The organism is Paraburkholderia phymatum STM815 (assembly GCF_000020045.1).
GTDB classification, from domain to species: domain Bacteria; phylum Pseudomonadota; class Gammaproteobacteria; order Burkholderiales; family Burkholderiaceae; genus Paraburkholderia; species Paraburkholderia phymatum.
Genome location: NC_010622.1, coordinates 855,530 through 875,111, shown reverse-complemented (window position 1 = coordinate 875,111; position 19,582 = coordinate 855,530). Strand labels below are relative to the sequence as shown.

The following is a 19,582-nucleotide window of genomic DNA, read 5'->3' as shown; positions in this document are numbered from 1 at the left end:
CCGGCAAGCTACAATATCGCGCATGACACGCAAAACCCGCATTCAACCCATGGAACCCGCCGCCGTCGTCGACGACAACGGGTATGACCGTCCCAGCAAATCGCAACTGAAGCGCGAAATGCACGCGCTGCAGGCGCTGGGAGAAGAGATCGTCGCGCTGCCAAAAGACGCGCTCAAGCGCATGCCGCTGCCCGAAGCGCTCGACGAAGCCGTGCGCGAAGCGCGCCGCATCACCGATCACGAAGGCAAGCGCCGCCAGATGCAGTACGTCGGCAAGGTCATGCGCGGCCTGACGGACGACGAAACGGCCACGCTGCGCGAAGCGCTCGACAAGTACAAGGGCGTCAACAAGTCGGAGACGGCGCGCCTGCACTGGATCGAACGCACGCGCGAACAGCTGCTCGCCGACGACGCCGCACTGACCGAGTTCATTCGCCAGCACCCCGCCGCCGATCCGCAGGAAGGCCGCACGCTGATTCGCAACGCCCGCAAGGAAGCGCAGCAAGGCAAGGCACCGCGCTACTTCCGCGAGCTGTTCCAGTGGATCAAGAACGCGGGCGGCGCGGGCGGCGACGACGACAGCAACGATTCCGACGAGGCGGACGACCACGATGACGAATCCCACGCGTAATCACCCCGACGAACTGATCGTCGGCCTGGTGTCGATCAGCGACCGTGCGAGCACGGGCATCTATGAAGACAAGGGCATTCCGTCATTGCAGGAATGGCTAGCCGGCGCATTGACATCGCCGTTTCGCACGGAAACGCGTCTGATTCAGGACGACGCGCCGACCATCACGAAGACGCTGATCGAACTTGTCGACGAGGCGGGTTGCGATCTGGTGCTGACGACGGGTGGCACCGGCCCGGCGCGCCGCGACGTGACGCCGGAAGCGACGCTCGCAGCCGGTACGAAGGAAATGCCCGGGTTCGGCGAACAGATGCGGCAGATCAGCCTGAATTTCGTGCCGACGGCGATTCTTTCGCGTCAGGTCGCGGTGATCCGCGAAACGGCCGAGCGCGCCGCGCTGATCATCAATCTGCCGGGCCAGCCGAAGTCGATCAAGGAAACGTTGGAAGGTCTGCGCGACGAGACGGGGAAAGCGAAGGTGCCGGGCATTTTCGCCGCGGTGCCGTATTGCATCGACCTGATCGGCGGCCCTTACATCGAGACGAACGCCGCCGTCGTGACGGCGTTCCGGCCGAAGAACGCGGTGCGCGCTCCGCGGCAAAGCTGAACCCTATTGCGCGCTCGCGTCGCTGGACGACGCGTCAGCTGCGCTCGCGGCCGGAACGAGGAAGTGCTCGCGGTAGTAGCGGAGTTCGTCGATCGATTCGTGGATATCGGCCAATGCTGTATGCATCGCGCGCTTCTGGAAACCCTTGTAGATCGCGGGCTGCCAGCGGCGGCACAGTTCCTTCAGCGTGCTGACGTCGAGGTTGCGGTAATGGAAGAACGTTTCCAGCTCGGGCATCCAGCGCGCCATGAAACGGCGGTCCTGGCAAATCGAGTTGCCGCACATCGGCGACTTGCCAGGCGGCACGTGCTGGCCGAGAAAAGCGCGGATGCGCTCTGTGGCGTCCGCTTCCGTCACCGTCGATGCCCGCACCCGGTCGATCAGTCCCGAACGGCCATGCGTGTTCTTGTTCCAGTCATCCATCTTGCCGAGCGTTTCGTCGCTCTGGTGGATAGCCAGCACGGGGCCTTCGACCATCTTGTCGAGCGTCGAATTGGTCACGACCACGGCGATTTCGATGATGCGGTCGTTGTCGGGATCGAGCCCGGTCATTTCCATGTCGAGCCAGACGAGATTCATGTCGGTGCGCGCGAGCGGCTGGTCGACGGATTCGATAATGTCAGTCATTGAAGGCAACCCTGATTTGGATGGCGCGCTCCCGCCCGCAAGCGGGAACAAACATATAATTCTCGCATAGAACCCACGGATTCCCCGGATGCCTACTCTGTACTTCACCGTTCTGTTCGTGCTCGCCGTAGTGGCGATGGTCGTCACGAAGCTGTGGCTCGCGTCGCGGCAAATCCGCTTCGTGGCAGCGCACCGCGAGAGCGTGCCGCAGCAGTTCACGGGCACGATCGCCCTCACGGCGCATCAGCGCGCCGCCGACTACACCATCGAGCGCACGCGCCTCACCATGGCCGAAATCGTCGTGGGTGCGGCCGTGCTGATCGGGCTGACGCTGCTCGGCGGCGTGCAGGCGCTCGCGCTCGCCGTCGGCGACTGGCTCGGGCACGGCTATATCGGTCAGATCGCCCTGGTGGCGGCTGTCATCGCGATCACGAGCGCGATCGAACTGCCCTTCGACTATTACCGTCAGTTCGTGGTCGAGCAGCGCTTCGGCTTCAACCGGATGACGAAGCGCATCTTTGTCGTCGACCGCATCAAGGGCGTGCTGCTCGGTGCCGCGTTCGGGCTGCCGCTACTCTTCGTCGTGCTGTGGCTGATGAATCAGGCGGGCACGTACTGGTGGTGGTGGACGTGGGTCGTCTGGGTCGTGTTCCAGATGCTCGTGCTGATCTTGTACCCCACCTTCATCGCGCCGATGTTCAACAAGTTCGAGCCGCTGAAAGACGAGGCGCTCGTGCAGCGTATCGACGCGCTGATGACGCGCTGCGGCTTCGCCGCCAAGGGTCTGTTCGTGATGGACGGCAGCCGCCGCTCCGCGCATGGCAACGCGTATTTCACGGGCTTCGGGTCGTCAAAGCGGATCGTGTTCTTCGACACGCTGCTCTCGCGTCTGTCGGGCAGCGAGATCGAAGCGGTGCTCGCGCACGAACTCGGCCACTTCAAGCGCCGCCATGTGATCAAGCGGATGATCGTCACCTTCCTGATCAGCCTCGCGATGCTCGCGCTGCTCGGCTGGCTCACGCAGCGCACATGGTTCTTCGAGGGTCTCGGGGTGCGTCCGTCGATGACGGGCAGCAACGACGGCCTCGCGCTCGTGCTGTTCTTCCTCGCCGTACCCGTGTTCCTGTTCTTCGTGACGCCGCTCGGCAGCCTCGCCTCGCGCAAGCACGAGTTCGAAGCCGACGCGTTCGCCGCGACGCAGACCGATGCGAAGGATCTCGTCAACGCACTCGTCAAGCTGTATGAAGACAACGCATCGACGCTCACGCCCGACCCCATCTATACCGCGTTCTACTATTCGCACCCGCCCGCCTCGCAGCGGATCGACCGGCTGCTGCGCCACGCATGAGCGGCCGTTCCCCGAAAGCGCTGCGCGCGGCGACTGCCAACGACCGCGCGCAGGATCGCGTGCGCGGCCTCGTGATCGCCGCGCATGGCCGTCATTACATCGTCGCGCCCGAAGACGGCAGCGCGATCCTGCAATGCTTCCCGCGCGGCAAGCGCAGCGAGATCGCCGTCGGCGATCAGGTGCTATACGAACCGACGTCCGCCGATCAGGGCGTGATCGTCGAGATCGGCGAACGGCGCAATCTGCTGTATCGCTCGGACCAGTACAAGTCGAAGCTGTTCGCGGCGAATCTCGATCAGTTGCTGATCGTGCTCGCCACCGAGCCGCATTTCAGCGAAGACCTGCTCGGGCGCGCGCTCGTCGCGGCGGAGGAGAACGAGCTGAAGCCGCTGATCGTGCTGAACAAGATCGACGTCGAAGCCGCGCTGCCGCTCGCGCGCAAGCGGCTCCAGCTGTATCGCGGGCTGGGTTACACGGTGCTCGAAGTGTCGATCAAGGGGCAGCCCGACGCCGCACGCGCGACGCTCGAAGCGCATCTGAACGGCCATTCCACGCTGCTTCTGGGCCAGTCGGGGATGGGCAAGTCGACGCTCGTCAATCTGCTGATTCCCGATGCCGAAGTGGCGACGCGCGAGATCTCGACGGCGCTCAATAGCGGCCGCCACACGACCACGTTCACGCGCCTCTATCCGCTACCGGGCAGCGAAGGCGCGCTGATCGATTCGCCCGGCTTCCAGGAGTTCGGCCTGCACCATCTGACGGAAGGCAAGCTCGAGCGCGCATTTCCCGAGTTCAGGCCGCTTCTGGCCGAGTGCCGCTTCTACAACTGCCATCATCTGCACGAGCCAGGCTGCGCGATTCTCGAAGCGGTCGCCGATGGACGCATCGCGAAGGAACGGCATGCGCTCTACGCACAGCTCGTGCACGAGGCGAGCCAGATCGTCCGCTAATCGCATGATGAAGCTGATGCGCGCACCCAATGTCGTGATAGGGCAGCACTGGGTAAATGTGCTGGCGGCAGCGGGTATCGAGTGCGAATTGCATAACCGCTACCTGAGCGGCGCGATCGGTGAAATTCCGGCGGATCAGTGCGCGCCGGAGTTATGGCTCGTCGACGAACGCGACGAAGCGCTGGCAAGAAAGCTGATCGACGCAGCCCGCAACGGGCCGGCAGCCGATGCGCCGCGCTGGCGATGCGCCCATTGCCAGGAGATGCTCGAAGCGCAGTTCACCGTGTGCTAGAACTGCGGAACGGCGCGTGATCCTCTGGACGGTTGAGCGCGCCTTTCCGCGTCGACGTTTTGTCGCGTCAATGTGCCAGCGTTTCGGCTCAGGCGAGCCAGACGGCGATGGTCAGCATCAGCAGCAGGATCATCCACAGGATCACCGCCCGCCATACAAGGCCCACCGCCGATTGCAGCGTGCGCGGCGTGCAGTCGTCGCCGACGGGCATCGGGCCGCCGTCGCCCGTCGCCAGCGCGTCGAGGCTCGATACTTCCGCGAGCGGGCCCGCCAGACGTGCGCCCAACGCGCCGCTGCCCGCGGCGAGCAACACGCCGTCGTTCGCATCGGGCCATTGGCGCGCGTGGTTGCGCCACGCATAGATCGCGTCCTCGAAATTGCCGACGATCGCAAAACCGAGCGACGTCAAACGCGACGGAATCCAGTCGATCACGAAGAACGCGCGCTGCGCGAAGGTGGAGAACGCAACGGTCCGGTCGTCGGTGGGCTTCGACCACGTGCGCGCGAGATACTCGGCCGTGCGATACAGCACCGCGCCCGCCGGGCCGACGGGAATCAGGAACCAGAAGAACACGCCGAACACATGTCGATGCGACGCGACGACGGCGTGAATCAACGTGTGGCGCACGATCTCGCTCACGGGCATGTCGACGGTATCGAGGCCCGTCCATTCGTTGAGGATTTCACGCGCTCGCGGCACGTCGTCGTTGTTCAGCGACAAATGGATGTCGGTGAAGTAATGGCTGAACTGGCGAAAGCCGAGCGTGAAGTACAGCACCGCAACGTTCCACAGGAACGCGAGCACAAAGTGAATCTCATAGAGCACGAAGTAGATCAGGCCCGTGACGAGCGTCCAGGGCAGCACGACGACGAGCCACGCGAGGAACCCGTGCTTTTCCTTGCCGGCATCGAAGCCGTGTGCGGTCGACTCCGCATGGTATTGAAGGAGCGCCGACACCGGGTTGTTCGGCGACAGCGCGCGCACCTGTTCGAGGATGAGGGCCAGCAATACGGAGAAAAAAGTCATGCGAGACGCCGTGCTATTCGAGTTCTTGCCGGGCAATGAGTGCCGGACGGTCTGGTCCGATAAGCGGAATTCGTTATTACGATAGCACAGGGTCGGATGAGGCTGAGCCGCTGCAATACAAACGTAATGCGGCAAGCCTGTGTGCTGATTGCGGCGCTGCCTGTCAGGCGGCGAGGAAGCGATAGAAATTGCGCAACATGCCCGCCGTTGCGCCCCAGATGAAGTAATCGCCGCCCGTTCCGCCCGACGTGCCGCGAGGATACGGCATTGCAAAAAAACGACGGTTACCGCCTTCCCAGTTCAGCACGCGCACTTCGTGGTTTTTCGGATCCATCAGGAAGCGCAGCGGGACTTCGAAGATGTCCGCGACTTCGAAGGTGTCGGCCTGCACGGTGAACGGCGGATGGACCAGGCCGATGACAGGGGTCACGCGAAACCCGGTGCCCGTCAGGTATTCCGGCAACGTGCCGAGCACTTCGACACGAGACGGATCGAGCCCGACCTCTTCCTGCGCCTCCCGCAATGCCGTGGCCGTCGTCGTGGCGTCGTGCGGCTCGTGACGACCGCCGGGAAAACTGACCTGCCCCGCGTGATCGTTCAGATGCGCCGTGCGCTGCGTGAGCAGCACGGTCAGTCCCTCCTCGCGAACGACGAGCGCCACAAGCACGGCCGCGACGCGCGGGTCGGCCGTCTCGCGCCAGCGCACCTCGCGCGTCTCCTGCTCCCACGGCAGGTCGTGTTTGAAACGCGCGCGCAAGCCGTCCGGCGTCAGGCGATCGGACGGGATAGCAGGCAGAACAAGGTCTGCCGGTTCGACAGGCAAGCTTTCGGGGTCAAAGACGGGACGGGACGGACGGGAAGGCGCGGTCAATGGAAATCTCGAAACGAGCGCTGGTGGGACAGAACGCTATTTTGACCTGACAAACAAAAAAGCACCCGCGAGGGGTGCTTTTTCTTACAGCTTTTACGCTTGAGCAGCGCGGTCTTTCGACACCAGCTTCTCTTTGATTCGAGCCGACTTGCCCGAACGCTCGCGCAGGTAGTACAGCTTTGCACGACGCACATCACCACGACGCTTCACGACGATGCTTGCCAGCAGCGGCGAATACGTTTGGAACGTACGCTCGACGCCTTCGCCCGACGAAATCTTGCGGACGATGAACGACGAGTTGAGGCCACGGTTACGCTTTGCGATCACGACGCCTTCGTAGGCCTGAACGCGCTTGCGGTTACCTTCAACCACGTTGACGCTCACGATCACCGTATCGCCGGGGGCGAATTCGGGAATGGTCTTGCCTGCGAGCGCGCGCTCGATTTCTTCCTGCTCAAGTTTTGCAATCAGATTCATTACTGACTCCTGGTGCCATCTTGTCGGCGTTCGTACCTGCCTCGCGCTTCGCGCCCGGCTACGGCCCCGATAGAGGATGGGTTCACATCTGGAACCGGCCACGCATGGACGGCTCCGCCTCGATCCCGCGTCGTCGCCCGAAGCTCAATGCTTCGATGCGTCCTTCGCGAGACTTGCGAGCCACGCCTCGTCGGCGCGACTCAACAACTTGTTCTTTCTGGCCTGCACGATCAAGTCGGGCCGCTTCAACCACGTATTGCGCAGAGCCTCGCGCCGCCGCCATTGCTCGATTTCCGCATGATGGCCGCCGAGCAGCACATCGGGCACACGCACGCCGTCGTATTCTTCCGGACGCGTGTAGTGCGGGCAATCCAGCAAGCCATCGACGAAACTGTCCTGCACCGCCGATTGCGCATCGTTCAGCACGCCCGGCAGATGTCGCACGACGGCATCAATCAATGCCATTGCCGGCAACTCGCCGCCCGACAGCACGAAGTCGCCGAGGCTAACTTCTTCGTCGACGACACGATCGATCAGACGCTGATCGATCGCCTCATAGCGGCCGCACAGCAGGATCAGACCGGGCTCGGCGGCAAAGCGCATGACCTTGTCGTGATTGAGCGTGGCGCCTTGCGGCGACATCATCACGACGCGTGCGCCGCCAATGCCCTGCTCTGCCTGGGCCGCTTTCGCGGCGTTGATCGCGTCTTCCAGCGGCCTGGCCAGCATGACCATGCCGGGTCCGCCGCCGTACGGGCGATCGTCGATTGTGCGGTAGTTGTCGGTTGTGAAATCGCGGGGATTCCACGTGCGCAAACCATAACGCTCCTGCTTCGCTGCGCGGCTCGTGATGCCCCAGTCGGTCAGCGCGCGAAACATGTCAGGAAAGAGCGTAACGATATCGAACTGCATCGCTCTCTCCGTGAAGCGAATGTTCTAGTAATCGGCTTCCCAGTCGACGATGATCTTCTTCGCCGCCTGATCCACCGTTTTGACATAGACGCCGACGAACGGGATCAAGCGTTCGCCGATCACCGGCTTGCCGTCTTTGCCAATAGCCGGATACTCGATGCGCAACACCGACTGCGCACCGTTGTCGATCAGATCTGCAACCTTACCGAGTTCGATGCCCGCCTCGTTCACGACATCGAGACCAACCAGGTCGACCCAGTAATATTCGTCGGTTCCGAGCGCGGGGAAATCGCGGCGGCGGACGTACACGCGGTGACCGCGCAACGCAAGGGCAGCATCGCGGTCGGCAGTGCCGCCCAGTTGCGCAACGATGCTGTCGCCGTGAACCTTTGACTGCAGGCAGGGCGTCGATTGACGCTCGCGGCCCTTCTCGAGCCACCAGCGTTTCGTGCTGAGCAAGGCGTCGCCGCCATGACCGGCGTCCGCGTGCGCGGCCACCTTCACCCAACCTTTGAGACCGTATGCGTCGACGATTGCGCCGACTTCGACTGCGTCGTCGGGCCAGCTTTCCGCCGATTCAGCGCGAGCTTTCTGCGCCGCTGCGGCATTCGCCTCGACCTTCTCGACCGGCTTGCGGACGAACGGGCCAAATGGCGCCTTCGCGCCAGGCTGCCTTTTCGCCTTCGCGCGACCTGAACTACCCGAATCACGCTCCGACATCAGCGAACCTCAAGCCTGCATACGTCAAACCTGTACATCCCAGACTCGCGCAAAACCACTGTCGCACGAGCCGAAGATGCACCGTGAAACTGCAATTTACGCAGCCGGTTGCGCCTTTTGCGCTTCCTTCACCAGACGTTGGACCGTCGGCGACAGTTGTGCGCCAACGCCTTGCCAGTACGTCAGGCGATCTTGAGCGATACGCAGCGACTCACCCTTCGTAGCGACCGGGTTGTAGAAGCCAACGCGCTCGATGAAGCGGCCGTCACGACGGCTACGCGAATCGGTTGCGACGATGTTGTAGAACGGGCGCTTCTTCGAGCCGCCACGAGCCAAGCGGATGATGACCATACTAGAATCCTTGAAAACCGGGGTTCGAAACTACTGAAACACGCGATTATATCCTGAAACCAAAATCACAACAAACACTTAGCGCGATAAACTGAGCGCGGAGGACGCAACAGACGTTTAATTTTCGCTTTGACGGACGTCGAAGAAGCCTGAACGACCGTTAGTGGAAAGCCGCAAAACGCTTCTCGACGCTGCTTGCCCGCTTGCCGGCAGTCGTCGCGCGAGCGCCACGTCCTCTTCGCGACCCGGATTCGATGTTGGACATTCGCCGCGTCTACGGCACGGCTGACCGATCAATTCGAGTCCCCGGTATAACTGGCGCCACGCGCCACGCACGAAGCGGGCGGCGTAGAATGCGCGTCGGCTGTGCGCCAGAGCGCAGCCATCGCACGCCATCCGTCATCCTGTCGCTCACGTTCATGGCTACTGTCGCTACGCATCACGTCCGCTTTCGTTCCAAGACCCTGACCGCCGCGCTCGCCTTCCTGTTCGGCATGCTCGGCGCGCACCGCTTCTATCTGCATGGCCTGCGCGATGTGTGGGGCTGGGCGCATCTGGTCGGCACGATCATCGGCATTCCCGGCTTCACGCTGCTGGTCGCCACCGAGCGCGCCGCTATCATGGGCTGGGTGCTCGCGTTTCCCGGCGCCGTATCGTTGCTGGCGGCTTTCCTTGCGGCGATCGTCTATGGCCTTCGCCCCGACGACAAATGGGACGCCCAGTTCAACGCGCATACCGGGCAGCACAGTCGCTCGGGCTGGGCCGTCATCTTCGTCGTGATCTTTTCGCTGCTGATTGGCGCGTTTCTGTTGATGACGGGCCTCGCACTGGCGTTCCAAACCTACTTCGAATCTCAGGTTGAAGCCGCAAAAGCAATTTCGCAATAAGCTGCCTGCCGCAAGCCGGTAGTCAAAAGAGATTCATCTGCGGCGAAGGTTGAGGTGCCGTGGGCTCGCGCGGCTCCACGCGCCGGAAATGCGACATATCGAGAATGCCGTGATTGCGAGCGTTCATCCCGACCCGCCGAACTGCATTAGCAAAACGCTGCCTTAGCAGGTCCGCCCACAGCCCCTCGCCTTTCATACGCGTAGAAAACGACGAATCGTAGTCCTTGCCGCCGCGCATGTCGTGCACGCGGTTCATCACCCGCTCCGCGCGATCGGGGAAATGCGCTTTGAGCCAACCCTTGAAGAGCGGCGCGACCTCCCACGGTAGACGCAGCACGATATAGCTCGCGCTGGTCGCGCCAGCCTCCGCGCATGCTTCGAGCACGCGCTCCATGTCCTGGTCGGTGACGAATGGGACCACGGGCGCAATACTGACGCCCACGGGGACGCCCGCCTCGCTCAACGCACGGATCGTTCTGAGCCGCCGCGCGGGCGTCGCCGCACGCGGTTCGAGCGTGCGCGCGATGTCAGCGTCGAGTGTCGTGATGGTGATCGCGGCCATCATCAGCCCTTTCGCGGCCATCGGCGCGAGCAGATCGATATCCCGCTCGATCAGCGAATTTTTCGTGATTGCCGCGAACGCCTGATTGTGGTCGCTCATGACCTGGATAATCCGCCGTGTGAGTTGCAAATCGCGTTCGACGGGCTGCCACGCATCCGTGTTCACGCCGAGCGCAATCGGCTCGGGCACATACGACTTCTTCGCCATCTCCCGCGCCAGCAGTTCGGGCGCGTTGACCTTCGCGTAAATCCGGCTCTCGAAGTCGAGGCCCGGCGACAAGCCGAGGTAGCTGTGCGTGGGCCGCGCGAAGCAGTAGATGCAGCCGTGTTCGCATCCGCGATACGGATTCAGCGACACGCTGAACGGGATGTCCGGCGACTCGTTATGGGTGAGGATGCTTTTCGCGCGCTCCTCGAAAATCTGCGTACGCAACGCCGGACGACCTGATTCTTCTTCCGACGGCGCTATCCAGCCGTCGTCGACCGCCTCGCGCTGATCCACTTCGTAGCGGCCCTGCAGATTCGTCACCGCGCCGCGCCCTTTGCGCGGAGCAGGCGGCGCGATCGGATATTCAGGAATGTCTCGGTCGAAGTCGGTCACGGCACACGTCAAGAACAGCATTTGAATACTGTACAAATATACAGTGTTTACCGTCTTTGTCGAGTTCGATTTTGGGGGCCGGTTCGGCTGCGGCAGCGACCCGTCGATTCAGCGTGGGGAGCCCGTCATTCCCCGACCGCGATCGTCAGTGTTTCCTTGATTTCTTCCATCACGACGTAGCTTTTCGACTGCACTGCGCCGGGCAATTGCAGGAGGATGTCGCCGAGGAGCTTGCGATAATCGGCCATCTCACCGATGCGCGCCTTGATCAGATAGTCGAAGTCACCCGACACCAGATGGCATTCCAGCACTTCCGGGATCTTCTGCACTTCGCGGCGGAACTGGTCGAACATGTTGCCGCTCTTGTGATCGAGCGTGATCTCGACGAAAACGAGCAGCGCCGCGCCCAACTCCGCGGGATTCACGCGCGCATAGTAGCCGGTGATCACACCGTCGCGCTCCATGCGTTTGACGCGCTCGATGCACGGCGTCACGGAGAGACCAACCTGTTCGGACAACTCCTTCATCGCGATCCGGCCGTCGATCTGGAGGATTTTCAGGATCTTGTGATCGAGCTTGTCGAGGGCTCGCACCGGATGGCGCTGTGTACGCATAGTATTTACTGAAAATCTACAAAATACAATAACAAAACCTAGTGCAACGGAAATAGTATAGCGGTTAACACTGGGTATCCGGCATTTCACCTCGTCAATCGAACAAATTACGAAGCGCGAGGTTTTCACTACGCCGCGAGCCATTCGACCTTTTATGGAGCAGCTATGCGAGTCGTCGTTCTGGGCAGTGGCGTCGTCGGGGTAACGAGCGCCTATTATCTTGCGCGCGCGGGTCATGAAGTCACCGTGATCGACCGCGAGGCGGGTCCTGCGCTCGAAACGAGCTTTGCGAACGCCGGCCAGATTTCGCCGGGCTACGCCGCCCCGTGGGCAGCGCCGGGCGTGCCGCTGAAGGCCGTCAAATGGATGTTCCAGAAACACGCGCCGCTCGCCATCCGGCTCGACGGCACGCAGTTCCAGCTTCAATGGATGTGGCAGATGTTGCAGAACTGCACATCCGCGCGCTATGCCGTCAACAAGGGCCGCATGGTGCGACTCGCCGAATACAGCCGCGATTGCCTGCAGGCGCTGCGCGCCGAAACGGGTATTCAGTACGAAGGCCGCACGGGCGGCACGCTGCAGCTGTTCCGCACGCAACAGCAACTCGACGGCGCCGCGAAAGACATCGCCGTGCTCGAGGAAGCGAACGTGCCGTACGAACTGCTGATGCCGGCCGATCTCGCGCGTGCCGAACCGGCGCTCGCCGCGACATCGCACAAACTGACGGGCGGCCTGCGCCTGCCTGGCGACGAAACGGGCGATTGCCAGCTGTTCACGACGCGCCTCGCTGCGCTCGCCGAGCAACTGGGCGTCAAGTTCCGCTACAACACGCCGATCGACGCACTCGCGATGGAAGGCGGCCGCATCGCCGGCGTGAAGTGCGGCAATGAAATGGTGCGCGCCGACAACTTCGTTGTCGCGCTGGGCTCGTACTCGACCCAGTTTTTGTCGGGTCTCGTCAAGATTCCCGTGTATCCGCTCAAGGGCTACTCGATCACGGCGCCGATCGTCGACGCGAAGTCCGCGCCCGTGTCGACGGTGCTCGACGAGACGTACAAGATTGCGATCACGCGTTTCGACGACCGGATTCGTGTCGGCGGGATGGCGGAGATTGTGGGCTTCGACAAGAAGCTGAAGCAGGCGCGCCGCGAAACGCTCGAAATGTGCGTCAACGATCTGTTCCCTGGCGGCGGCGATACGTCGAAAGCGACGTTCTGGACGGGCCTGCGTCCGATGACGCCGGACGGCACGCCGATCGTCGGACGCACGCCCGTGTCGAACCTGTTCCTGAACACAGGTCATGGCACGCTTGGCTGGACGATGTCGTGCGGCTCGGGTCAACTGCTCGCCGATCTGATCTCGGGCAAGCGCCCCGCGATCCAGTCGGGCGACCTGTCGGTACATCGCTATCTCGGCGAAACGGCAGGCCAGACGCGTCCGGCTTATGCCTGATTCCGCGATGGGATTTTGTTGACGAAACAACGGCGCCCTCGGGCGCCGTTGTTGTTCGATGCACCGGGGATGTCAGAACTGGTCTTCGCGCAAGGCCAGCATGCCTTCGCCGTCCTTCGTGCTGACAATCGACGCCTCCAGCGCCACGGCCTGCGGCAGCACGTGCTCCGCGAAGAACTGGGCCGTCGCGATCTTCGCGCCATAGAACGACGGATCGTTATCGAGCTTCGCCTGCGCGGCGAGCATCGCGCGCGCCATCTGCCAGCCGCCCAGCACGATTCCCGCGAGCTTCAGATATGCGACGCTGCCCGCAAACACCGCGTTCGGATCGCTCTTCGCATTCGCGACGACGAACGCCACCGTCGTTTGCAACGCGTCATGCCCACGCGACAGATGCTTCTGCATTGACGCGAAGGCTGCGCCCTTGTGCTGCTTGAGTGCTTCGACCGTCTGTGCGATGTCCGCCAGCAGCGCCTTCGCCACCGCGCCGCCGTCGCGCAGCGTCTTGCGGCCGACCAGATCGTTTGCCTGGATCGCCGTCGTGCCTTCGTAGATCGGCAGGATACGGGCGTCGCGGTAGTACTGCGCGGCACCCGTTTCCTCGATGAAGCCCATGCCGCCATGCACCTGCACGCCCAGGCTCGTCACGTCGACCGACAGCTCCGTGCTCCAGCCCTTTACGATCGGCACCAGGTATTCGTAGATCGCGAGATGCTCCGCACGCTTCGCCTGATCCGCGTGATGGTGCGCGATGTCGCTGTGCGCCGCGGCCACATACGCCAGCGCGCGCGAACCTTCCGTGAGCGCACGCATCGTCGACAGCATGCGACGCACGTCCGGATGATGAATGATCGATACCGCCTGTTTCGACGAACCATCGACGGGCCGGCTCTGCACGCGCTCCTTCGCGTACGCGGCCGCCTTCTGGTATGCGCGATCCGAAATGGCCACGCCCTGCATGCCGACCGCGAAACGCGCCGCGTTCATCATGATGAACATATATTCGAGGCCGCGATTTTCCTCGCCGATCAGGTGACCGATTGCGCCACCGTGGTCGCCGAACTGCAGCACGGCCGTCGGGCTCGCCTTGATGCCGAGCTTGTGTTCGATCGACACGCAGTGCACGTCGTTGCGCTCACCGAGCGAGCCATCAGCATGGACGAGGAACTTGGGCACCACGAACAGCGAAATGCCCTTCACGCCTTCGGGCGCATCCGGCGTACGCGCGAGCACCAGGTGGACGATGTTGTCCGCCATGTCGTGCTCGCCCCACGTGATGAAGATCTTCGTGCCGAAGATCCGGTACGAACCGTCGCCCTGCGGCTCGGCGCGCGTGCGCACCAGCGCGAGATCCGAGCCGGCCTGCGGCTCGGTGAGGTTCATCGTGCCCGTCCAGTTGCCCGAGATCAGGCGCGGCACGTAGGTCTGTTTCTGTTCTTCGCTGCCGGCGGTGAGCAGCGCCTCGATGGCGCCGTCGGTCAGCAGCGGACACAGCGCGAATGCCAGGTTCGACGCATTCAGCATCTCGATGCAAGCCGTCCCGATCAGCTTCGGCAGGCCCTGGCCTTCGTATTCGGCGGGATGCTGCACGCCCTGCCAGCCGCCCGCGGCGAACTGGCGAAACGCGTCGGCGAAACCGGGGCTCGCCGTCACCTTGCCGTCTTTCCACGTGCTCGGATTCCGGTCGCCTTCGACGTTCAGCGGCGCCAGCACTTCGCCGCACAGCTTCGACGATTCTTCCAGCACGGCCTGCGCCGTTTCCAGACCCGCTTCTTCGAAGCCGGGCAGGCCTGCCATGTCTTCCAGTCCGGCAAGTTCCTGCATCACGAACAGCATGTCCTTGATGGGTGCCGCGTAGCTCATCTGTGTCTCCTTCCGCCCCCAAAGAAAAAAGAGGCGCTGGATTCGTCATCCTAGCGCCTCTTTCCGCCGGTGTCGCGCGCCGCCAGGCGGCGCGTCAGTCGGTCAGCCGAGTTCCTTCACCAGATCCGGCACCGCCGTGAAGAGATCGCCAACCAGACCGTAATCCGCGACGCTGAAAATCGGCGCTTCTTCGTCCTTGTTGATCGCGACGATGACCTTCGAGTCCTTCATGCCCGCCAGATGCTGGATCGCGCCTGAGATGCCGACCGCGATGTAGAGCTGGGGCGCGACGATTTTGCCGGTCTGGCCGACCTGATAGTCGTTAGGCACGTAGCCAGCGTCGACGGCTGCACGCGACGCGCCCATCGCTGCGCCGAGCTTGTCGGCGAGCGGCTCCAGCACTTTCGTGTAGTTCTCGCCGCTGCCGAGGCCCCGGCCACCCGACACGATGATGTTCGCCGACGTCAGTTCCGGACGATCCAGCTTCGTCACTTCACGGCTCACGAACTGCGAGATGCCGCTATCAGCCGCAGCTTCGATCTTTTCGACCGATGCGCTGCCGCCTTCGGCTGCCACGGGATCGAAGCCCGTTGCGCGCACGGTGATGACCTTGATCGGATCAGCCGATTGCACGATCGCGATCGCATTGCCGGCGTAGATCGGGCGCTCGAACGTATCGGCGGAATCGACAGCCGTGATGTCGCTGATCTGCGCGACGTCCAGCTTTGCGGCGATACGCGGCGCGATGTTCTTGCCGTAAGCCGTGGCCGGTGCGAGGACGTGCGAATAGTCCTTCGCGATGTTCAGCACGGTCGCTTCGACATTCTCAGCGAGGCCTTCGGCCAGTTGCGGCGCATCGGCGAGCAGCACTTTCGAGACACCCGCGATCTTCGCCGCTGCATCGGCTGCAGCCTGCGCGTTGTGACCTGCGACCAGCACGTGGATATCACCGCCGATCTTCTGTGCCGCCGCCACCGTATTCAGCGTGGCAGCCTTGATCGACGCGTTGTCGTGTTCAGCAATTACCAGAATCGTCATTTCATTCGTCTCCGTGTGCCCGAAAAATCAAAGCACCTTGGCTTCCGTCTTGAGCTTCTCGACCAGCGTCTTCACGTCGGCCACCTTCACGCCGGCCGAACGCTTCGGCGGCTCGCTTACCTTCAGCGTCTTCAGACGCGGCGTCACATCGACGCCGAGATCTTCCGGCTTCACGGTTTCCAGCGGCTTCTTCTTCGCCTTCATGATGTTCGGCAGCGTCACGTAGCGCGGCTCGTTCAGGCGCAGATCGGTCGTCACGACTGCGGGCAGCTTCAGCGACAGGGTTTCCGCGCCGCCATCCACTTCACGCGACACGGTCGCCTTGCCGTCGGCGATCACGACCTTCGAGGCGAACGTCGCCTGCGGCAGGTTCGCCAGCGCGGCGAGCATCTGGCCCGTCTGGTTCGAGTCGTCGTCGATCGCTTGCTTGCCGAGAATCACCAGCTGCGGCTGTTCCTTGTCGACCAGCGCCTTGAGCAGCTTCGCGACCGCCAGCGGCTGCAGGTCTTCGTTCGATTCGATCAGGATCGCGCGGTCCGCGCCGATCGCCAGCGCCGTGCGCAGCGTTTCCTGACATTGCGTGACGCCCGCCGACACGGCGATCACTTCCGTCGCCACGCCTGCTTCCTTGAGACGCACGGCTTCTTCGACAGCGATTTCGTCGAACGGATTCATCGACATCTTCACATTGGCAATGTCGACGCCCGTGTTGTCCGACTTCACGCGGACCTTCACGTTGTAGTCAACCACTCTCTTGACTGGCACCAGGATTTTCATGCACACGCTCCAAAGTTACGAATACGTCAACCCGACGGACATTATAGCGATAGCCTCTGCGGCAGCCGCTCCGGGATTGCGTGGTGTTTCAGGATATCGCTTGCCAGCAGTGTAGCGGGAATAGCGAACGGTCGTGCTATTCTAATCCGGAAAAAACCCGGAGGCCAAGTCCGGGTTGCTACCAATTCGGGCTGGTTGCGTCGATGCTGGCAAGATTCGCCACATTCACGGCTCGACTTGTCATTACCACGCTGCGACGACGGCGCCGCCAAACTTGCTTTCGATGAACTGCTTCACTTCCGGCGAGTGGTAAGCCGCGATCAGCTTCGCCACCCACGGCTTATTGCGGTCCGCCTCGCGGATCGCAATGATGTTCACATATGGACCCTTCGGGTCTTCGATCGCGATCGCATCCTGCTTCGGCTTCAGGCCCGCTTCCATCGCGAAGTTCGTGTTGATGGCCGCGGCATCGACATCGCCGAGCGAGCGCGGAATTTGCGCCGCGTCGAGTTCGACGATCTTCAGCTTCCTCGGGTTCTCGGCGATGTCGAGCGGTGTCGCCTTCAGGCCCGCGTCGGCGCGCAGCTTGATCAAGCCCTGCTTTTGCAGCAACAGCAATGCGCGGCCGCCGTTGGTCGGATCGTTCGGCACGGCAATCTTTGCGCCGTTCGGCAGCTCCGCCAGCGACTTTACCTTCTTCGAATAGATGCCCATCGGGAAGGTCACGGTATCCGCGACCCTGATCACCTTGTAGCCGCGGTCCTTCACCTGCGCCTGCAGATACGGGTCGTGCTGGTAGCTGTTCGCGTCGAGGTCGCCACCCGCGAGCGCCGCGTTCGGCTGCACGTAGTCGGAGAACTCCACGATCTTGATGTTCAGGCCGTTCTTCGCCGCGACTGTCTTTACGACGTCCATCAGTTGCGCGTGAGGACCGCCCGTCACGCCGACCTTGATCGATTCGTCGGCGAAGGCAAGCGACGATGCGCCGATGAGCGATGCCGCGCCCAGCGTGGCCGCGATTTTCAGAATGAAACGACGTTGCATGACCAAACCTTTTTTCTCTTGAAGTTGTTTATTTGTGGCTGAGACGACGCACGAGCCAATCCCCGAACGACTGCACCAGTTGCACGAAGACGATCAGGATCACGACGACCGTCACCATCACTTCCGGCAGAAAACGCTGATAGCCGTAGCGAATGCCCAGGTCGCCCAGACCGCCGCCACCGATCGCGCCCGCCATCGCCGAATACCCGACCAGCGAGACGAAGGTGATCGTCAGACCGGCCACGATGCCCGGCAGCGACTCCGGCAACAGCACCTTGAAGACGATTTGCGACGTGGTCGCGCCCATCGCCTGCGCCGCTTCAATCAGACCGCGATCGACTTCGCGCAGCGCCGTCTCGACGAGGCGCGCGATGAACGGCGCGGCGGCGATCGTCAGCGGCACGACGGCCGCCGCCGTGCCGATCGACGAACCGACCACGAGCCGCGTAAAGGGAATTACCGCGACGAGCAGAATGATGAACGGCACGGAGCGCACTGCGTTGACGACGACGCCCATCGCGCGATTGAACGGCAGATTCTGCAGCACGCCCTGGCGATCCGTCAGGTACAGCGCCACGCCGAGCGGCAGACCGACGGCCGCGCCGATCAGCCCCGAGATGCCGACCATGATCAGCGTTTCCCAGAACGACTGCACGAACATATCGAACATTTCACTCAACATACGACAGCTCCTCCACCACCACACCCTGTTCCCGAAGGAACGTCATTGCCTGCGCCACTTTCGTCGGCTCGCCGCCCGCGAGCACCGCGAGCGAGCCGAATGCCTGCCCCTGGATCTCGTCGATCTGGCCGTGCAGGATATTGAAGTCCAGTTCGTAGCGTCGAATCGTCTCCGAGAGAATCGGCTGATCGACGCCCGAGCCCGTAAATGCCAGCCTCAGCAGATGACGGCTGCCCGTCTTCAGACGCTCGGCGACGCGCGCCTTCAACGCGGGCGGCAACTCCTGCGCGATCACGTCGCCGATCAGCGCGCGCGTGACTTCGTGATGCGGTCGCAGGAATACGTCGATGACCTTGCCCTCTTCGACCACCCGGCCGTTGTCGAGCACGGCGACGCGATCGCACACCTGCTTGATCACTTCCATCTGGTGCGTGATCAGCACGATGGTCAGCTTCAGTTCGCGGTTGATGCGCCGAAGCAGATCGAGAATCGCGCGCGTCGTTTCGGGATCGAGCGCGGAAGTCGCTTCGTCGGACAGCAGCACTTTCGGCTTGCTCGCGAGCGCGCGCGCAATGCCCACGCGCTGCTTCTGGCCGCCGCTGATCTGCGACGGATAGCGGTCCTTCTGGGCCGACAGCCCGACCAGTTCGAGCAGCGGCAGCACATGCGCCTCGATTTCCGCGCGCTTCATGCCGGCCAGTTCGAGCGGCAGCGCGACGTTGTCGAACACTGTGCGCGACGACAGCAGATTGAAGTGCTGGAAGATCATGCCGATCTCGCGGCGCGCCTCGCGCAGCTGCGCGGCGGGCATCGTCGTGAGGTCGCAGCCGTCGACGACGACATTGCCTTCCGTCGGACGCGTCAGCAGGTTGATTGTGCGCACCAGCGTGCTCTTACCCGCGCCGCTGCGCCCGATGATGCCGAATACCTCGCCGTGGGGAATCGACAGATTGACGTTGTGCAGCGCTTCGACCCAGCCCCGTGGCCCCGCAAAACGCTGTGAAAGATTGCGTAGTTCGATCATGAAAACGAAACGGCGGACTTGCCAGCGAGCGTCGCACGCTCCCGGCACCGGCCGCCGTGACTTTTATTGGATTTGAACGCGCGATTTTACCGCAGCCCGGTCATATCCTTTAATAATCAATTCGGCAACTTTCATAACGCAAAGGAATTAGAGGATCGCTGACGTGAAGGGACAATGGCACGGACTCCCCGTGCCGCTATGATCGGGCGCATCTCGATAAAGAGCG

The 19,582-nt window shown here is 62.6% G+C and carries 22 protein-coding genes; 7 read left to right on the top strand and 15 right to left on the bottom strand.

Annotation, left to right across the window (positions count from 1 at the left end; translation table 11 throughout):
* Positions 1 to 22: 22 nt before the first annotated feature.
* Together yjgA and mog are read left to right on the top strand one after the other, a co-directional pair.
* Positions 23 to 631: a ribosome biogenesis factor YjgA gene (gene yjgA, locus BPHY_RS03935; RefSeq protein ID WP_041763276.1), complete on the top strand. Its 609-nt coding sequence runs from the start codon at positions 23 to 25 to the stop codon at positions 629 to 631.
* Positions 612 to 1,238 (top strand): molybdopterin adenylyltransferase, encoded by a 627-nt coding sequence (gene mog, locus BPHY_RS03930; RefSeq protein WP_012400188.1) that lies wholly within the window; start codon positions 612 to 614, stop codon positions 1,236 to 1,238. Before yjgA ends, mog begins: the two co-directional genes overlap by 20 nt.
* 3 nt (positions 1,239 to 1,241) lie before the next feature.
* Here mog and orn read toward each other — a convergent pair whose 3' ends face one another.
* The gene (gene orn / locus BPHY_RS03925) at positions 1,242 to 1,865 is read right to left on the bottom strand and encodes an oligoribonuclease (protein ID WP_012400187.1); all 624 of its coding nucleotides are present in this window, start codon (positions 1,863 to 1,865) and stop codon (positions 1,242 to 1,244) included.
* A gap of 88 nt (positions 1,866 to 1,953) precedes the next feature.
* On the opposite strand from orn, the gene BPHY_RS03920 reads away from it, so the two are divergent.
* Genes BPHY_RS03920 through BPHY_RS03910 form a run of 3 tightly spaced genes read left to right on the top strand, consistent with a single transcriptional unit; the run spans position 1,954 to position 4,455 of the window.
* Positions 1,954 to 3,213, top strand: coding sequence for a M48 family metallopeptidase (locus BPHY_RS03920; protein WP_012400186.1), 1,260 nt, complete (start codon positions 1,954 to 1,956; stop codon positions 3,211 to 3,213).
* Positions 3,210 to 4,163 (top strand): ribosome small subunit-dependent GTPase A, encoded by a 954-nt coding sequence (rsgA, locus tag BPHY_RS03915; protein WP_012400185.1) that lies wholly within the window; start codon positions 3,210 to 3,212, stop codon positions 4,161 to 4,163. Before BPHY_RS03920 ends, rsgA begins: the two co-directional genes overlap by 4 nt.
* A gap of 7 nt (positions 4,164 to 4,170) precedes the next feature.
* Complete coding sequence (locus tag BPHY_RS03910; RefSeq protein WP_041763713.1) at positions 4,171 to 4,455, top strand: putative signal transducing protein; 285 nt, start codon at positions 4,171 to 4,173, stop codon at positions 4,453 to 4,455.
* A gap of 88 nt (positions 4,456 to 4,543) precedes the next feature.
* Here BPHY_RS03910 and BPHY_RS03905 read toward each other — a convergent pair whose 3' ends face one another.
* From BPHY_RS03905 to rpsP, 6 genes are all read right to left on the bottom strand, one after another.
* Entirely contained in the window at positions 4,544 to 5,482 is a 939-nt protein-coding gene (locus tag BPHY_RS03905) for a CobD/CbiB family protein (protein ID WP_012400183.1), read from the bottom strand.
* 163 nt (positions 5,483 to 5,645) lie between these two features.
* Positions 5,646 to 6,353, bottom strand: a complete 708-nt coding sequence (locus tag BPHY_RS03900; RefSeq protein WP_012400182.1) for a CoA pyrophosphatase — start codon at positions 6,351 to 6,353, stop codon at positions 5,646 to 5,648.
* 93 nt (positions 6,354 to 6,446) lie between these two features.
* The gene (gene rplS / locus BPHY_RS03895) at positions 6,447 to 6,830 is read right to left on the bottom strand and encodes a 50S ribosomal protein L19 (protein ID WP_012400181.1); all 384 of its coding nucleotides are present in this window, start codon (positions 6,828 to 6,830) and stop codon (positions 6,447 to 6,449) included.
* Between the two features lie 144 nt (positions 6,831 to 6,974).
* Positions 6,975 to 7,742, bottom strand: coding sequence for a tRNA (guanosine(37)-N1)-methyltransferase TrmD (gene trmD, locus BPHY_RS03890; RefSeq protein ID WP_012400180.1), 768 nt, complete (start codon positions 7,740 to 7,742; stop codon positions 6,975 to 6,977).
* A 24-nt stretch (positions 7,743 to 7,766) separates the two neighbouring features.
* Positions 7,767 to 8,462 (bottom strand): ribosome maturation factor RimM, encoded by a 696-nt coding sequence (gene rimM, locus BPHY_RS03885; RefSeq protein WP_012400179.1) that lies wholly within the window; start codon positions 8,460 to 8,462, stop codon positions 7,767 to 7,769.
* 96 nt (positions 8,463 to 8,558) lie between these two features.
* Entirely contained in the window at positions 8,559 to 8,813 is a 255-nt protein-coding gene (rpsP, locus tag BPHY_RS03880) for a 30S ribosomal protein S16 (RefSeq protein ID WP_012400178.1), read from the bottom strand.
* 419 nt (positions 8,814 to 9,232) lie between these two features.
* Here rpsP and BPHY_RS03875 point away from each other — a divergent pair, with 419 nt between their 5' ends.
* Positions 9,233 to 9,700 carry an NINE protein gene (locus BPHY_RS03875; protein ID WP_041763711.1) on the top strand — a complete coding sequence of 156 codons (468 nt, stop codon included), beginning with the start codon at positions 9,233 to 9,235 and terminating at the stop codon, positions 9,698 to 9,700.
* Positions 9,701 to 9,722: 22 nt separating this feature from the next.
* Here the strand turns inward: BPHY_RS03875 and BPHY_RS03870 are convergent, their stop codons facing one another.
* Together BPHY_RS03870 and BPHY_RS03865 are read right to left on the bottom strand one after the other, a co-directional pair.
* Complete coding sequence (locus tag BPHY_RS03870; RefSeq protein ID WP_012400176.1) at positions 9,723 to 10,883, bottom strand: PA0069 family radical SAM protein; 1,161 nt, start codon at positions 10,881 to 10,883, stop codon at positions 9,723 to 9,725.
* 104 nt (positions 10,884 to 10,987) lie between these two features.
* Positions 10,988 to 11,476 carry an Lrp/AsnC ligand binding domain-containing protein gene (locus tag BPHY_RS03865; protein WP_012400175.1) on the bottom strand — a complete coding sequence of 163 codons (489 nt, stop codon included), beginning with the start codon at positions 11,474 to 11,476 and terminating at the stop codon, positions 10,988 to 10,990.
* Between the two features lie 165 nt (positions 11,477 to 11,641).
* Here BPHY_RS03865 and BPHY_RS03860 point away from each other — a divergent pair, with 165 nt between their 5' ends.
* Positions 11,642 to 12,928 (top strand): D-amino acid dehydrogenase, encoded by a 1,287-nt coding sequence (locus BPHY_RS03860; protein WP_012400174.1) that lies wholly within the window; start codon positions 11,642 to 11,644, stop codon positions 12,926 to 12,928.
* Positions 12,929 to 13,000: 72 nt separating this feature from the next.
* Here BPHY_RS03860 and BPHY_RS03855 read toward each other — a convergent pair whose 3' ends face one another.
* From BPHY_RS03855 to BPHY_RS03830, 6 genes are all read right to left on the bottom strand, one after another.
* Entirely contained in the window at positions 13,001 to 14,791 is a 1,791-nt protein-coding gene (locus BPHY_RS03855; RefSeq protein ID WP_012400173.1) for an acyl-CoA dehydrogenase, read from the bottom strand.
* A 102-nt stretch (positions 14,792 to 14,893) separates the two neighbouring features.
* Positions 14,894 to 15,829, bottom strand: coding sequence for an electron transfer flavoprotein subunit alpha/FixB family protein (locus BPHY_RS03850; protein ID WP_012400172.1), 936 nt, complete (start codon positions 15,827 to 15,829; stop codon positions 14,894 to 14,896).
* A 27-nt stretch (positions 15,830 to 15,856) separates the two neighbouring features.
* Positions 15,857 to 16,606: an electron transfer flavoprotein subunit beta/FixA family protein gene (locus tag BPHY_RS03845; RefSeq protein ID WP_012400171.1), complete on the bottom strand. Its 750-nt coding sequence runs from the start codon at positions 16,604 to 16,606 to the stop codon at positions 15,857 to 15,859.
* Positions 16,607 to 16,849: 243 nt separating this feature from the next.
* Positions 16,850 to 17,650, bottom strand: a complete 801-nt coding sequence (locus tag BPHY_RS03840; protein ID WP_012400170.1) for a MetQ/NlpA family ABC transporter substrate-binding protein — start codon at positions 17,648 to 17,650, stop codon at positions 16,850 to 16,852.
* A gap of 28 nt (positions 17,651 to 17,678) precedes the next feature.
* The gene (locus tag BPHY_RS03835) at positions 17,679 to 18,332 is read right to left on the bottom strand and encodes a methionine ABC transporter permease (protein ID WP_012400169.1); all 654 of its coding nucleotides are present in this window, start codon (positions 18,330 to 18,332) and stop codon (positions 17,679 to 17,681) included.
* Positions 18,322 to 19,356, bottom strand: a complete 1,035-nt coding sequence (locus BPHY_RS03830; protein WP_012400168.1) for a methionine ABC transporter ATP-binding protein — start codon at positions 19,354 to 19,356, stop codon at positions 18,322 to 18,324. The genes BPHY_RS03835 and BPHY_RS03830 overlap by 11 nt, the downstream gene beginning before the upstream one ends.
* Positions 19,357 to 19,582: the final 226 nt, after the last annotated feature.

Excerpts from the sequence above, each read along its gene's own strand:
- yjgA (WP_041763276.1), top strand. The coding sequence starts at position 23 with ATGACACGCAAAACCCGCATTCAACCCATGGAACCCGCCGCCGTCGTC.
- mog (WP_012400188.1), top strand. The coding sequence starts at position 612 with ATGACGAATCCCACGCGTAATCACCCCGACGAACTGATCGTCGGCCTG.
- orn (WP_012400187.1), bottom strand. The coding sequence starts at position 1,865 with ATGACTGACATTATCGAATCCGTCGACCAGCCGCTCGCGCGCACCGAC.
- BPHY_RS03920 (WP_012400186.1), top strand. The coding sequence starts at position 1,954 with ATGCCTACTCTGTACTTCACCGTTCTGTTCGTGCTCGCCGTAGTGGCG.
- rsgA (WP_012400185.1), top strand. The coding sequence starts at position 3,210 with ATGAGCGGCCGTTCCCCGAAAGCGCTGCGCGCGGCGACTGCCAACGAC.
- BPHY_RS03910 (WP_041763713.1), top strand. The coding sequence starts at position 4,171 with ATGAAGCTGATGCGCGCACCCAATGTCGTGATAGGGCAGCACTGGGTA.
- BPHY_RS03905 (WP_012400183.1), bottom strand. The coding sequence starts at position 5,482 with ATGACTTTTTTCTCCGTATTGCTGGCCCTCATCCTCGAACAGGTGCGC.
- rplS (WP_012400181.1), bottom strand. The coding sequence starts at position 6,830 with ATGAATCTGATTGCAAAACTTGAGCAGGAAGAAATCGAGCGCGCGCTC.
- trmD (WP_012400180.1), bottom strand. The coding sequence starts at position 7,742 with ATGCAGTTCGATATCGTTACGCTCTTTCCTGACATGTTTCGCGCGCTG.
- rimM (WP_012400179.1), bottom strand. The coding sequence starts at position 8,462 with ATGTCGGAGCGTGATTCGGGTAGTTCAGGTCGCGCGAAGGCGAAAAGG.
- rpsP (WP_012400178.1), bottom strand. The coding sequence starts at position 8,813 with ATGGTCATCATCCGCTTGGCTCGTGGCGGCTCGAAGAAGCGCCCGTTC.
- BPHY_RS03875 (WP_041763711.1), top strand. The coding sequence starts at position 9,233 with ATGGCTACTGTCGCTACGCATCACGTCCGCTTTCGTTCCAAGACCCTG.
- BPHY_RS03870 (WP_012400176.1), bottom strand. The coding sequence starts at position 10,883 with ATGCTGTTCTTGACGTGTGCCGTGACCGACTTCGACCGAGACATTCCT.
- BPHY_RS03865 (WP_012400175.1), bottom strand. The coding sequence starts at position 11,476 with ATGCGTACACAGCGCCATCCGGTGCGAGCCCTCGACAAGCTCGATCAC.
- BPHY_RS03860 (WP_012400174.1), top strand. The coding sequence starts at position 11,642 with ATGCGAGTCGTCGTTCTGGGCAGTGGCGTCGTCGGGGTAACGAGCGCC.
- BPHY_RS03855 (WP_012400173.1), bottom strand. The coding sequence starts at position 14,791 with ATGAGCTACGCGGCACCCATCAAGGACATGCTGTTCGTGATGCAGGAA.
- BPHY_RS03850 (WP_012400172.1), bottom strand. The coding sequence starts at position 15,829 with ATGACGATTCTGGTAATTGCTGAACACGACAACGCGTCGATCAAGGCT.
- BPHY_RS03845 (WP_012400171.1), bottom strand. The coding sequence starts at position 16,606 with ATGAAAATCCTGGTGCCAGTCAAGAGAGTGGTTGACTACAACGTGAAG.
- BPHY_RS03840 (WP_012400170.1), bottom strand. The coding sequence starts at position 17,650 with ATGCAACGTCGTTTCATTCTGAAAATCGCGGCCACGCTGGGCGCGGCA.
- BPHY_RS03835 (WP_012400169.1), bottom strand. The coding sequence starts at position 18,332 with ATGTTGAGTGAAATGTTCGATATGTTCGTGCAGTCGTTCTGGGAAACG.
- BPHY_RS03830 (WP_012400168.1), bottom strand. The coding sequence starts at position 19,356 with ATGATCGAACTACGCAATCTTTCACAGCGTTTTGCGGGGCCACGGGGC.